Annotated in this window: 11 protein-coding genes and 1 tRNA gene; 7 read left to right on the top strand and 5 right to left on the bottom strand. The window is 68.1% G+C overall.

Annotated features, from left to right (window positions below; genetic code table 11):
• Nucleotides 1–302: 302 nt before the first annotated feature.
• Nucleotides 303–800 (bottom strand): phosphoribosyltransferase, encoded by a 498-nt coding sequence (locus AB0G84_RS29275; protein ID WP_361327170.1) that lies wholly within the window; start codon nucleotides 798–800, stop codon nucleotides 303–305.
• A 65-nt stretch (nucleotides 801–865) separates the two neighbouring features.
• Nucleotides 866–1,441, bottom strand: coding sequence for a dCTP deaminase (dcd, locus tag AB0G84_RS29270; protein ID WP_361327168.1), 576 nt, complete (start codon nucleotides 1,439–1,441; stop codon nucleotides 866–868).
• A gap of 644 nt (nucleotides 1,442–2,085) precedes the next feature.
• On the opposite strand from dcd, the gene AB0G84_RS29265 reads away from it, so the two are divergent.
• The 3 genes from AB0G84_RS29265 (at nucleotide 2,086) to AB0G84_RS29255 (ending at nucleotide 5,445) form a co-directional block, all read left to right on the top strand.
• Nucleotides 2,086–2,159, top strand: a tRNA-Gly gene (locus tag AB0G84_RS29265).
• A gap of 302 nt (nucleotides 2,160–2,461) precedes the next feature.
• Entirely contained in the window at nucleotides 2,462–2,788 is a 327-nt protein-coding gene (locus AB0G84_RS29260) for a trypco2 family protein (protein ID WP_109890824.1), read from the top strand.
• A gap of 8 nt (nucleotides 2,789–2,796) precedes the next feature.
• Entirely contained in the window at nucleotides 2,797–5,445 is a 2,649-nt protein-coding gene (locus AB0G84_RS29255; RefSeq protein ID WP_361327164.1) for a serine protease, read from the top strand.
• Nucleotides 5,446–5,494: 49 nt separating this feature from the next.
• On the opposite strand, the gene AB0G84_RS29250 is transcribed toward AB0G84_RS29255, so the two are convergent.
• From AB0G84_RS29250 to AB0G84_RS29240, 3 genes are all read right to left on the bottom strand, one after another.
• A complete protein-coding gene (locus AB0G84_RS29250; protein ID WP_361327161.1) occupies nucleotides 5,495–6,646 on the bottom strand; it encodes a site-specific integrase in 1,152 nt (383 codons plus the stop codon).
• The gene (locus AB0G84_RS29245) at nucleotides 6,646–6,870 is read right to left on the bottom strand and encodes an excisionase family DNA-binding protein (protein WP_361327159.1); all 225 of its coding nucleotides are present in this window, start codon (nucleotides 6,868–6,870) and stop codon (nucleotides 6,646–6,648) included. The genes AB0G84_RS29250 and AB0G84_RS29245 overlap by 1 nt, the downstream gene beginning before the upstream one ends.
• A 199-nt stretch (nucleotides 6,871–7,069) precedes the next feature.
• Nucleotides 7,070–7,588, bottom strand: coding sequence for a helix-turn-helix transcriptional regulator (locus tag AB0G84_RS29240; RefSeq protein WP_361327156.1), 519 nt, complete (start codon nucleotides 7,586–7,588; stop codon nucleotides 7,070–7,072).
• A gap of 361 nt (nucleotides 7,589–7,949) precedes the next feature.
• Here AB0G84_RS29240 and AB0G84_RS29235 point away from each other — a divergent pair, with 361 nt between their 5' ends.
• The 4 genes from AB0G84_RS29235 to AB0G84_RS29220 all read left to right on the top strand — a co-directional run bounded on the left by AB0G84_RS29235 (nucleotide 7,950) and on the right by AB0G84_RS29220 (nucleotide 12,952).
• Entirely contained in the window at nucleotides 7,950–9,410 is a 1,461-nt protein-coding gene (locus tag AB0G84_RS29235; protein WP_361327242.1) for a DnaB-like helicase N-terminal domain-containing protein, read from the top strand.
• A 260-nt stretch (nucleotides 9,411–9,670) separates the two neighbouring features.
• Nucleotides 9,671–10,519, top strand: coding sequence for a DUF2637 domain-containing protein (locus AB0G84_RS29230; protein WP_361327153.1), 849 nt, complete (start codon nucleotides 9,671–9,673; stop codon nucleotides 10,517–10,519).
• Between the two features lie 385 nt (nucleotides 10,520–10,904).
• A complete protein-coding gene (locus AB0G84_RS29225; RefSeq protein ID WP_361327239.1) occupies nucleotides 10,905–11,246 on the top strand; it encodes a plasmid mobilization relaxosome protein MobC in 342 nt (113 codons plus the stop codon).
• Nucleotides 11,243–12,952 carry a mobilization protein gene (locus AB0G84_RS29220; RefSeq protein ID WP_361327150.1) on the top strand — a complete coding sequence of 570 codons (1,710 nt, stop codon included), beginning with the start codon at nucleotides 11,243–11,245 and terminating at the stop codon, nucleotides 12,950–12,952. Before AB0G84_RS29225 ends, AB0G84_RS29220 begins: the two co-directional genes overlap by 4 nt.

Below are 12,952 nucleotides of genomic sequence, written 5' to 3'. Positions count from 1 at the left end.
GCCCCACCGGAGCCGTGAGCCCCCGAGAGCCCCCGAGAGCCCCCGAGAGCCCCGGAAAGACGCTTCAAGACGCTTCACGACGCCTCAAGACGCACCAAGACACCGGAAGACGCAAGACCGAGCCACCACCCGGAAAACGCACGAGGGAGCCGGCCCCTCGGCCAACTCCCTCATCCCCCGGCCCACTCGGGCACGGCGCGCCTCAACCCCGTCGCCCCAACGCCTCGCCGACCCGGACCGTCACCACCCGGGCCACCGCCGCTGGACCACCGCACCCGGACCGTCACCGTCCGGGCACCGGCTCAGGCGTCGAGAACCTGGCCGTCCCGCCGTACGACCGGCGGCTCGACGCTCCACGGGAAGTTGATCCACTCGTCCGTGCGCTTCCACACGTACTCGCACTTCACCAGCGAGTGCGACTTCTCGTAGATCACCGCGCTGCGGACCTCCGCCACGGTCCCCACGCAGAAGTCGTGCACCAGCTTGAGCGTCTTGCCGGTGTCGGCGACGTCGTCGGCGATCAGCACCTTCTTCTGTGAGAAGTCGATCGCGTTGGGCACCGGCGCCAGCATGACCGGCATCTCCAGGGTGGTCCCCACCCCGGTGTAGAACTCCACATTCACCAGGTGGATGTTCTTGCAGTCCAGCGCGTACGCCAGCCCGCCCGCGACGAAAACACCGCCGCGCGCGATCGACAGCACGATGTCGGGCTCGTACCCGTCGTCCGCGATCGTCTGCGCCAGTTCGCGGATCGCCCCGCCGAACCGCTCGTACGTCAGGTTCTCCCGCACGTCACTCACGTATCTCTCTCAGACCTTCTGTGTCCACCGCGAGGCGCTCGCCCTCCCCGCCCCGCTCTGCCTGCTCACACCTGCGTACGGTGAAAGTTCTTGAACGACCGGGACGGAGTCGGACCCCGCTGCCCCTGGTAACGGGAGCCGTACCGCTCACTGCCGTACGGGTGCTCGGCCGGCGAGGTCAGCCGGAACATGCACAGCTGCCCGATCTTCATGCCCGGCCACAGCTTGATCGGCAGCGTGGCGACATTGCTCAGCTCGAGCGTCACATGCCCGCTGAACCCCGGGTCGATGAACCCAGCGGTCGAATGCGTCAGCAGCCCCAGCCGCCCCAGCGAGCTCTTGCCCTCGAGCCGGGAGGCGATGTCGTCGGGCAGCGAGATGACCTCGTACGTCGAGGCCAGCACGAACTCGCCCGGGTGCAGGATGAACGCCTCGTCCCCCTCCGGAACGACCTCACGGGTCAGATCGGGCTGCTCGACAGCGGGGTCGATGTGCGGGTAACGGTGATTCTCGAACACCCGGAAGAACCGGTCGAGGCGCACGTCGATACTGGACGGCTGCACCATCGACTCGTCAAAGGGGTCGATACGCACCCGACCAGCATCGATCTCGGCCCGGATGTCCTTGTCTGAGAGAAGCACGCACAAGAGGATACGCGCCCGCACCAGGCCCGCCGCACGACGAGTGGCCGGTACGACGCGGGGCCCGGCCTCAGCGAGACCGGGCCCCTTCACGACGCTACGACGCCACCGGCACCAGGCCACCGGCGTCCTGGCCGGCGACTAACGCTTCGCGTGCGCCACGGGCACCGAATGCCGCAGCCGGGCGCAGCGCGGGCAGCGCAGCAGCCGTCCAGGACCGAGCCGGTCGGTGGTCTGCATCGGGAACGAAGCGGTGCTGAACACGTGGCCCTCGGCACAACGTACGACGGTGCGCTCCATCAAGTCCCTCTCCCAACTACGCGGACAACGAAAGCCACATTAGGGGATGAACTGGGCGCGCTCACACGCGGCACTCCGATGCCCAACGGTACGCCCCAACTCCCGCCCCGCACACCCGCATCCCACCCCGGACCACGCCCCGGGCACACCCCGGATACACCCAGAAAACGCCACGACCAGCCCCCGGAACGGCGCCTCGGATGCACCCCTGAGCCCCTCCGGAGGAACCCCACTCACCACCGTGAACCCGCTCACAGAACCGGCCGGGCATGCTCCATGCACCACAGGCCGGCAATGGGGTAGAGTGTGCGACGATGTTCCGCTCTCGATCGAGGCGGGATTACGCGGGTGTAGTTTAATGGTAGAACATGAGCTTCCCAAGCTCAGAGCGCGGGTTCGATTCCCGTCACCCGCTCCATATGGAAGCCCCAGGTCAGGGACCTGGGGCTTGTTTGTTGTCTAGGCCTCTCCTGGGTGGGCGTGCCCTCCGCGTGCCCCAACTCCCCTCTACGGGTCGCACAGAGAGGGGCCGCACGACACCGCTGAAGCCACGCGTCGAGCAGCGTCTCGAATCCCGAGACGGGATTCCTGTGACCTGCACCACTAACGCGTCAAGTGGGTGTGAACTCACGTCTGCAAAGAGGGCGGTTTCCGGGCTTTAGGTAGCGCCCATCAGTAGCTGACTGGCCTACTGGAGTTCAGGTCTACGAGGGGGAACGTATGGAGTCGAGCGGAACGGAACTGGCCGAGGCGTTAAGGGCCGTTCGGGAGGGCCTCGCAGCAGCACAACGCGATGGCGAGGGGTCATCTCTCCGCTTCAAAGTCAGTGATGTCACGCTCGAACTCAGCATCGAGTTGCGACACTCGGCGTCTGCGAGCGGCGGGGTCAAGGCTTTCGTCGTCTCTGCTGACACACGTGGTGAACGGACAAAGGCGGAGACACAAAAGCTGACCGTGAATCTGCAGGTGGATCGGCCAGACGAGAACCTCATCGGGGATGAGGGACGCGGCTTCGATCCCCTGCCTGGCGAAGTGCCGCTGGGCTGAGGGCCCGAGTGAGCGCACACCTCCGCCAGCGGGCCGTAGAAGTCAGCAATCCCCGTGACAAGACATTCGGTTCAGGAACCATCATCGCGCCTGGCCTCGTGCTCACCGCAGCCCATGTCGCATGTCGCCAGGGTCCAGATGGTCAGCCTGTGCTGGTCCGTGCCCTCGACGGAGGACCGGCAGTCAATGCGCAGGTGACTTGGCATGACCAGGGCCTCGACAGCGCCATCCTGCAAACCGATCGGCAACAACTCGGTGTGGACGTACCGATCGTGAGGTGGGGTGAACTCACCTGCGAGCATCCAGCCGAACGGCCTGTCTGCACAGCAATCGGTTTCCCCAGGGCGATGCGGCGACGTTTCCTCCGCAGGTCACCGGAGGTCGTGGTCAGCGATCCCAAGGTCGTCAACGGGTACATCTACCCGACGACGGCGGCCCGGTCCCAGCGTTACGCACTCGAAGTGAGTGACGCACGTCCATCCGAGCCCACCCTGTGGCAGGGGATGTCCGGTGCCGGCATCTTCTGTGAGGGACTTTTGGTAGGTCTGGCAACGCAGGCACCCGAGAATTGGGACGCATCGCTCCTCCTGGCAACTCCCATCTCGTGGCTCCTCGCAGCCGAAGGCTTCGCCAAATCGGTCAGCGCTGCCACTGGACTGCCAGCCCAGCTTCAGCCTGCCGATCTACAAGCACTTCTCGACGACACCCCTGACCCACGACTCTCTGCTTCCTACCTGCTCTCGGCCCAGGCCCAGGTCGTGCCCATGTCAGGGCTAGAAGAGCAGTCCGAACGCTTGGCGCAGTGGTGTCACAGCGGACGCCGGATCGACGTTGCCGCGGTCACCGGCACCGGTGGCGTCGGCAAGACTCGGCTCGCCAGCGAATTGCTACGCCATGTGGGCGAGCCCCAGACCAGCATCGACTCACCACGGCCCTGGGCAGGCGGGTTTCTCTCCGAAACGCCGCTGCGGACGGCGCAATACGAGGCCCTCACCACGGCGAACCGACCGTTGCTTTTGATCGTCGATTACGCCGAAACGCGCCTCGCTCAGGTCGACGAGCTGCTGAACATCGTGAGCAGCAGCGGCGGCACCGCTCAGCCCATTCGGCTCCTGCTGCTGGCCCGCGATCAAGGTAGCTGGTGGCAGCCGTTTCGCCGTTCGCGCCGGGGCACTGCGTCGATGGGGGCGGGTCTCAGTGTAGAGGTGAACGACTGCATCGACGCTGCCGCCCCTGGATCTGCATACGAAGCCGCAAGGAATGCCTTCGCGGAGCGCATCCGCGTCTTGAAGGGGGCAGGGATTGAGGACGACTGGGATTCCGCGGCAGCCACACCGGCAACGCCAAGGCGCATTGCGCCGCCCGAAAGACACTCCAGCGTCCTGACCTTGCACATGAAAGCTCTTGCGGATCTACTCGCCGAGATCAATCCAGCATTCGCCACGTACGGGCACCCAGTCGACGTGCTCTTGGCCCACGAGGAGCGCTACTGGCAGCGGATTGCCCGTGCTCGCGGCCTGGACGGGACCTTCCAGCGTCAGCCTGGTCTCCTGCGCACCATGGTCGCGACGCAGAGTCTGGCCGGTGCCGGCGATCGAGCACAAGCACGAGCAGCCATCGCCGCGGGATTGGAAGCCCATCACCATGGACTTTCCACAGGCGCCGGTCCAGATGCCCATCTCGTCGACGCCGTTGAGGACATGCTCGCTGTGCTCTATCCGTCCGGCAGCGGCGCGCGGTGGGGGTCCATCGGCCCGGATCTGCTCGCCGGAGAGGTCATCAGCGAGGTCGAGGAGGAAAGCGACCACCAATTCATCGCCAGCCTCCTCCAGCATCCGTCGCTGGCGCAGGAACAGCGGCAGCAGGGACTGACAGTTATCTCTCGAGCTGCTGACGCTCAACCCATACTCGCAGTGAGTGCCGCGAAGGCCGTCGCGGAGGCACCTGATGTACTCCTCTCGCTGGCGACTCACGAAGTCGCCGATCAACTGGGCAAGAGTTCTGCGCTGCAGTGGATCACTGAGATCAAGACAGCGGTAGAGCACCGGGCGCAGCAAGCCGCCACAGACCCAGCCCTCTCCAAGTGGGCGGTCAGCATGACCCAGCACGCGTTGAACAGGCTTCGCACCAGATCAGCTGCTGCAGCCGAGCCAGCGCCCCTCACCGGGCCCCCAGACTGGGCAGACGTCCATGCCGAGGCCCAGCAGGTCCTCTCTCTGCTGCAAGACGGTCGGTCCCGCGCCATCCGGTACGGCCTGAGTTCCCAGGACGACTCGTCTGGTTCCTCCGAGCGCATCGCCGACATGATCGCGCAGCTCAGTTGGATCATCGGCGCGCGTGTCGACGCAACCGTTGTAGAGGACACCTTCGGGGGCAAAGTGGAGTGCCTTGCTGACAAGCCAGTGGTCATCGGCATCGCCAATGCCTGCCACGCCATTGCTGGCGTCCCCTTCGACGACAGGCACACACGCGCACTCAGCGAAGCAGTAGACCGCGTGGTCGCCATTGCGAGGAGCGTCCGAGCATCAGAATCGAGACCCCGCCCCTCCCCGCCTACGGGCCGGGTCGGCCAGGGTGGCAGCTACATGTCGCTCGGTGATTTCCTCCGTCTGCAGGACGATCGCTACCGCAGCGGGCCGGAAGACCCAGACGAGTAGCCCATCTACTTCCCCGGGGGACGACGCGTTGTCGCCCCCCCGGGGAAGTTCAGGCTTCCTTGGCGATCTGTCGCTGAGACGCCGCCTTATCGCGCGCAGCTCGCACCCTAGCGTCGATGCCCCCAGCAACCTCCTGCTGCCGCTCGTCAGGAGAATGCTGGTAGATCATCGCCGCCTTCTCCGAGGACTGGCCGGCCCGGACCATCGTGTCCTTGAGCGTGGCTCCGGCCTGGGTGGACAACGTATGCCCGGTGTGGCGGAGGTCGTAGAAACGGAAGTCCTCCGGCAGGCCGGCCTTGGCGCGGGCTCGGCGCCATTTGCGGCCGAAGGTGGAGCGCCGGAAGGGGGCTCCCTTCTCGCCGACGAACAGCAGACCGTTGAAGTCCTTCTCGGCGAACCAGTCGAGGTGCCGCTTCACCTCGATATAGAGGAACGCGGGCAGATAGATGGTGCGCACGCCCGCATCCGATTTGGTGTCGCCCTCGACGCGTCGGCCGGTGGTCAGCTCTGGTGCCGCCTCGCTGACCTTCACAGCGAGGGGTTCCAATGTGACGCTGGGCCGTCGCAGCGCCGCCTGCTCCTCCGGCCGCATTGGACCGTACGCCCCGAGGTAGACCATCAGACGCCACCGCGGCCCCATGGCGTCCGCGACCGCATCTACCTGCTCGACGGTGGCCGTCGGTCGCTCCTTCGCCTTCTCCGTGCCGGCACCCTTTATGCGGCAGGGGTTGCGGCGGATCAGCTCGTCGTCGGCCGCCGTCTCCATGATCGCCTTGAGGAGCCGGTAGGACTTGGCGACCGTCGTCGCGCCCGTTGCCTGGAGTCGCTCGGCACGCCAGGTGCGCACACCAGGCGGCGTGATCTCGTCCAGGTCCATTGCTCCGAAGACGGGCAGGATGTGCAGCCGCAGGAGCCTGCGGTAGAGCTCCTCCGTCGTCGCCGAAAGGCCGCGCTCGTCGACCCATTTCAGCGCGTATACCTCGAAGTTGACGGCGCCGGCGTCGGGGTCGATCCAGTGATTGCGCTCGATGTCGGCCTGAGTGAGGGTCAGCCAGGTCTGCGCATCGGTCTTCGTGGAGAAGGTCTCCGGGGCGGTGCGGCGGCTGCCGTCCGGTGCCCAGTACCGCGCCTGCCACCGACCAGAGGGCAGTTGGCGGACGGTGCCGAACTCGCGCCGCCGCTGCGGCTTGCGGCCCGCCATCAGGCCGCCTTCCGGTAGGAGGACCGCGCCTCGCGGAGGGACGGAACGGTCCTCTCCGCGATGTAGGCGTTCAGCGCCGCATCGGGGATACGGACGTGTCGGCCGACCTTGACGTACTGGATGCGACGCTCCTGGATGAGGCGCCGGATGAAGCGGACGCCGGTCCGGAGGCGCTCGGCGGCCTCGTCAACGGTCAGGAGGGCACCGGCATCGGGTGTGATCACCTCCTTCCCAGCACGCAGGGAGTGGGCGGAGGCATGGGCTATTGCCGGTTGGCGCAAGGGTTGAGTCCTCGTCTGGCAGGTGTGGTGCGGCAACACCGAACTGCCGGGTCGTTCTGGAGGGATGGGCGGTGAGATCTCCCAGCCACTGAGGGTTTGCGGGCTCAGGGCAGGAGGCGAACAGGGACCGATCCTGGACGGCTCAGTCGCGCTGCTCGTCGTCGGGGTATTCGCCGGGCGGCGGGGCGTCGTAGGGCCCTATCGCGAAGTTGGCGATGGCTTCCTCGGCCATGGCGTTGGAGACCATGACGTCAGCTTCCTCGCGGATGTCGGGGTGTTCGGCGAGGTAGGCGTCCAGGGCATCACGGGCCCGCGTAAGGCTGACGCCGGCCCGCTGGGTCTCCCGGAAGGCGCGGACGACGTCGTCGATCAGCTCCATGGCCCGTGCCTTCGCAGCGAGCTGCGGTGGACCGACGAGGTTCTGCAGGGAGACGCCGAGCACCTCGGCGAACCCGATCGCCTCGTCGAGGTTGATCCGGCGCTTGCCGTTCTCGATCCGCCACACGGCGGACGGGTTCATCTCGTACCCGGCCTCAACCAGGCGGTCCGACAGGGCGTTGGTGCTCCACCCACGCGCCTCGCGTTCGATCCTGAGCCGCAGGGCAACGTTCTCCTCGCCGCGGAGCAGGACCCCCTCGTCCAGCTCGTCCTCTGCCACCACACACCTCCTTTCTGCCTTGGCTGCGCTGCGGGCTGCATCGCCCCTTAACTGTAACACGGATTCTGCAATGCGCAGAGAGCTTCTGCAATCTGCATTCATGTGGCATGCTGGTACCCCCGCCACCCCCACATGACCGCAGGAGACCGCTCGGATCCACGAAAAAAGCCCCCGGTGCCTGCCAGCACCGAGGGCTCAAGCGCAAACCTCACCAACCGCCCATCCCTGAACGATCTACCTGCATGGCCGGGGTTGCCGCCCCGATGGCCCGCAGTTGAGGAGCTCTGTGCCCCACAGTACGACCCCGCCGCCGCACCTGTCACCCGCCACGGGAGCGGCACCCCCTTCGCCGGTCGACGCCTCCATGCAGCCGCCGCACAACATCGACGCCGAACTGGCCGTTCTCGGCGCCTGCATGCACAGCCGCGAGGCCATCAATGAGGTGCGGCCCGTGCTCGGCGACGGCGCCTTCTACCGGCCCGCCCACGAGACGATCTGGCGCGTCCTGCTCGCCCTGCACAGCGAGGACAACCCGACCGACCCGATCGCCGTGAACGACCGCCTCAGCGAGCAGGGTGACCTCCAGCGCGTCGGCGGCCCGGCCTACACCCACCAGCTCGCCGGAGCCTCCCCCGGCATCAGCGGCGCCACGTACCACGCGTCGATCGTGCGCAAAAAGGCAGACCTGCGCCATCAGCTCGCCTCCGGACTGCGCATCGTCCAGCGCGCCCAGGAACCGGGCGCCGATCCCGATGCGATACGCAGCGAGATCGAGGCGGACGTCCGCGCCGAGCGCGAGCGTGCGCTCGCCTCCGGCCAAGGACGCCTGTCCCGCTATCTCGTAGACGGCTATCGGTTCGTCAGCGAGACCGGTGCAGAGACGAAGCCGCTGTGGGGAACCCCCGAGAAGACCGCGTGGGCTTCTGGGGAGAGCCTGATGATCGTCGGACCGCCAGGCGTCGGCAAGACCACCCTTGCGCACCAGGTGATCCTTGCCCGCCTCGGCCTCCAGAACACCGTCCTGGACATGCCGGTCACCCCCAGCAAACGGGTGTTGTACCTGGCCATGGACCGCCCCCAGCAGATCGCCCGCGCTATGGCCCGCCGCATCGACCCCATCGTCGACGAAACGATCCTGCGGGACCGGCTCGCCGTCTGGCAGGGCCCGCTGCCCGCCACCCTCGACAAGGAGCCCGACCTCCTCGCCGACTTGGCCGCCGCGCACCAGGCCGACACCATCGTGATCGACAGCCTGAAGGACGCGGTCAGCACCCTGGTCGACGACGCCCTCGCGGTCGCCTTCCACAACGCCCGCAGCCGCGCTCTGCGCAACGACGTCCAAATCATGGAGCTGCACCACCAGCGCAAGGCGGCAGCCGACGCCCCACGGGGCCAACGGCCCAGCCTCGACCGGGTGTACGGCTCCACCTGGCTCACCTCAGGTGCCGGCAGCGTCCTGTTCATCGCCGGGGAGGCGGGAGACCCAGCCGTGACCGTCCACCACCTCAAGACGGTCACCGGCGAGATCGGCCCGCTTCAGGTCATCCACGACCACGTGCGCGGCACCACGACCGTCGACCCCGCTCTGGACCCCTCCGGGCTCCTCCGGGCCCACCCCGGCGGCCTGACCACGCGCGACCTCGCCACCATCCTCAGCGGCGAGCCAACGCCCAGCCGTGGCGCCGTCGAGAAGGCCCGACGCGACCTGGAGCGGCTGGTCAAGACCGGACAGGCCACCAAGGCCGAAGGCGTCGCCGGAGGCAGCGGAGGCGGGCAGCAGGCCCGCTACTACACCGCGGTCCGCCACATCACCGCTGTCTCCTGAGGCCACCGCACCGACGCTCGGACCGTTCACGCGACCGTACACGCGCCCCCTGCGCGAACGTGCCCTCACGAGGCCCTCGCACCGTTCACGCTCGCGACAAAACCCCAGGTCAGGCGATCACGCGACCGTACACGCCGTACACGCGACAGAGCGTTCACGCGCGAGCCCCCCTTTAGAAGGGGGCTCGCGTGTACGCCCCCCTCGTGAACGCCGTGAACGCCCTACCTCTCCAGCCCGCACCACCCTGGAGCACCACCCACATGCCTTCCACTCCGGCCTCCCTGCCGGGTACCGCCACCATCCGCTTCGGCATCGCGCTGCTCGGCGCGATCGGCTTCGCGCTCTCCTACGACGCACTGCGTCAGATGGCCCTCGCCATCCACATCCGCGGGCCGCTCACCTATGCCTTCCCTCTTGTGATCGACGGGTTCATCGCCATCGGCATCTGCGCCCTGATCATCCTGCGCACCGCACCGCTGCGCTCCCGCTTGTACGTGTGGACGCTCGTCGGGACCGCCACCATCACGAGCATCTGGGCCAACGCACTACACGCCATCCACCTCAACCACCGCACCCGTCTTCACCTGGACGACGTCACCGTAGGCGCGCTCTCCGCCATCGCTCCCCTCGCCCTCGCCGGAGCCGTCCACCTCTACCTAGTCATACGCCGCCACCTCGCCACCCAGCGCCAGCAGCCAGAAGCAGCCACACACAGCCACGTCACCCCCGCCGACCACCGCAGCGGCGCTGACGGCCACCAGCAATTCCCTCACTCAATCGGCAAGCCCGAGCAGCCAACGGCCACATCGGAAGCCCCAGCTGACGATGTGGCGGAAGCCAGCACCCATCATGTGGCGGACGACGAGGCCCTTGTGCCGGAATCCCCGGTTCGGCCCTCCAAGCCCAAAGGCCGACAGCCCAGCGCCACGACCGAAGCGCTCATGGATATCGGCCGCACCGCGCCGCTGGGACGCAACGGCCGCGTCTCCCGCCGCCACATCGAGGCCGCCATCCGGGCCAAGGGCTACCCCATCGGTAAGGACCGTTTGAACGAGGTCAAGGACCGCCTACAGGCCGACCTCGACCGCGCTCTCGCCGAGGCCGCCTGAATTTCCGAGCCGCACCGTGCCTACGTTCAGCCCCTCGTCCTCGCCCTGACCCGGCATGTGACGCGAGGGGGACGAGGCACCCCAGGCCGCCGACCCCAAGGAGAACCATTCCGTGCACGACCAGCACCCCGAGCCCCCCACCGACCAGCAGGACCTGACCACTACGGTCACAGACGGAGCAAGTTGTCCCGGGAGCAATGCTCCCGGAGTTCCCGCCCCGCAGGTGGCGGGAGCGGACCGACGCCAGGAGGCGCCGAACCGGCAAGCTGCGGCCGAGGACGGACCGCAGCCTGGAGGGGAACGGCGGCCCGAGGCGCTCTCGCCGAAGCGTCAGCGCGCCCGTCAGCCGAAGCCGCTCAAGCGCCTGCACCAGCCCAGCTGCCGCATGAACGAGCCCGAGTACGCGCGCTTCACCGCCGCAGCCGCCCACTGCAAGATGACCAACGCCGCCTTCCTCGCCTACGCCGTCGACAAGGCCGCCCGCGACCTGACCCGCACCGCCTCCGAGATCGCCACCGAACGGGAAGTCCTCGACGAGATCTTCGCCGCCCGCCGGCACCTGGGCCGCATACACGGCCTCTTCAACCAGGTCGCCAAGGCCCTCAACTCCGGCGCCGACGCACCCCACCTTGACGCCACCGCACACGCGGTCCACAACGCGGCCCGCCGCATGGAGGACGCCACCGATGCCCTGCTCGCCCACCGTGACGGTGGGGCCCCGGCGTGATCCCCAGCATCCACAAGCGCGGCAGCAAAACGATCGGTCTGATCCGCTACCTCTTCGGCCCCGGCACCCACGAGGAGCACATCGACCCGCATCTGGTTGCCGCCTTCGACCCGCTCACCCCGGATCCCGGCCGCGACCTCAGTGCCACCTATGAGCAGCTACAGCGCCTGCTCGACCAGCCCGTCAACGCCCTGCCCAAGAACCGTCGCCCCGACAAGCACGTGTGGCACATCTCCGTGCGGGCCAGCCCCGAGGACCCGGTGCTGTCCGACGAGGACTGGGCCGCCATCGCCCGCCGCACGGTCGCCGCCACCGGAATCGCCCCCGAGGGCGACGAGCAAGCCTGCCGGTGGGCGGCCGTCCGTCACGCCGACGACCACATCCACATCATCGCCACCCTGGTGCGCGACGACGGCCGCCGCCCGCGCCTCCACAACGAAGCTCGCCGCGCCCAGACCGAGGCTCGCCGTATCGAGGCTGACTACGGCCTCCGCCGCATCGCTCCGGGCGATGGCACCGCCGCCAAGCGCCCCACCAGCGTCGAACGCCACAAGGCCGAACGCCGCGGCCAGGACAGGACCTCACGCGAACTCCTTCGTGAGCGTGTCCATCGGGCGCTGTCCGGGGCGATGAGTGAGGTCGAGTTCTTCGACCGGCTCGCTGCCGAAGGCGTGCGGATCAAGAAGCGGATCGCGCCCTCCGGCGACGTCCTGGGCTATTCGGTCGCCATGGTCGGCGACCGCAATGCCGACCAGGAGCCCATCTGGTTCTCCGGCTCCAAGCTCGCCCCGGACCTGTCCCTGCCCAGGATCCGGAATCGGTTCGCCGGCGCATCTGACATGCCCGAGCCTCCGGCAGCCTTGGAACGCAGCGGAGCCTCCGCACCGGTCCGCGCCCGCCACTTCGCCGCCAAGGCCACCGACTGGGTCCTGGCATCGATGGCATCAGACGACGACAGCGCGGCAGCCGCCCAGCTGATCGGGGTCGGCGAGGTCCTCGACGCCCTCGCCCAGACCTCGCTCGGCCCCACGCAGGCCGAACTGCGGGAAGCCGCTCGACACTTCGAGCGCGCCACTCGCTCCCACATCCGCGCCAAGAATGAGGAGATGTACGCCCTGCGCCGCGCGGCGAACCAGATCGTCCACTCTGGGCTCGCCCTCGGCCGCGGTCAGGACGGTGCCGCCACCGCCCTGGTCCTCGACGTCATGTTCCTGGCCGTCATCACCGCTGCCCGCTGGCACGCCGCCCGAGGCCATGCCCAACAGGCCGAGGCCGCTCAGCGGGCCGCAGACCGCCTACGCACGGCCTACCAGGCAACCGCCGCCGGTCCACTGGCCGCCATGCGCGCCTATGGACAACGTCTGCCCGCCTCGGCCCGGAGCCGCCACGCCGCCACGATCCGCGCTGTGCTCCCCCACCTCGCCGACCGTCTCGACGTCGAGCCTGGCAGGGACGCGCTGACTGCTGTCCTCGACCAAGCCGAGCGCGCCGGTCATGACACCGCCGCCCTGCTGACCCAAGCCGCCTCGTCCCGCGAACTCGACAGTGCTGAGTCGATCAGCGAGGTCCTGGTCTGGCGGCTGCACCACCTCGGCTACATCACCCCGCCCGCGCCCGGGCCACAGCGTCCGCGTAGCAGTCCCGCTACCGTTCCTGCCCCAGCGGCAGCCGTCCGCCTGGAGACGCCCCGGCCGCGACGCCGTTGA

The organism is Streptomyces sp. NPDC020742 (genome assembly GCF_040641675.1).
Lineage (GTDB): Bacteria > Actinomycetota > Actinomycetes > Streptomycetales > Streptomycetaceae > Streptomyces.
Note: the sequence above shows the minus strand (reverse complement) of the source record. Positions and strands in the feature narration are given on the sequence as shown.

Bases quoted from the DNA above. Each gene is read 5' to 3' on its own strand.
- AB0G84_RS29260 (WP_109890824.1), top strand. From the start codon at position 2,462: ATGGAGTCGAGCGGAACGGAACTGGCCGAGGCGTTAAGGGCCGTTCGG.
- AB0G84_RS29250 (WP_361327161.1), bottom strand. From the start codon at position 6,646: ATGGCGGGCCGCAAGCCGCAGCGGCGGCGCGAGTTCGGCACCGTCCGC.
- AB0G84_RS29235 (WP_361327242.1), top strand. From the start codon at position 7,950: ATGCAGCCGCCGCACAACATCGACGCCGAACTGGCCGTTCTCGGCGCC.
- AB0G84_RS29230 (WP_361327153.1), top strand. From the start codon at position 9,671: ATGCCTTCCACTCCGGCCTCCCTGCCGGGTACCGCCACCATCCGCTTC.
- AB0G84_RS29225 (WP_361327239.1), top strand. From the start codon at position 10,905: ATGAACGAGCCCGAGTACGCGCGCTTCACCGCCGCAGCCGCCCACTGC.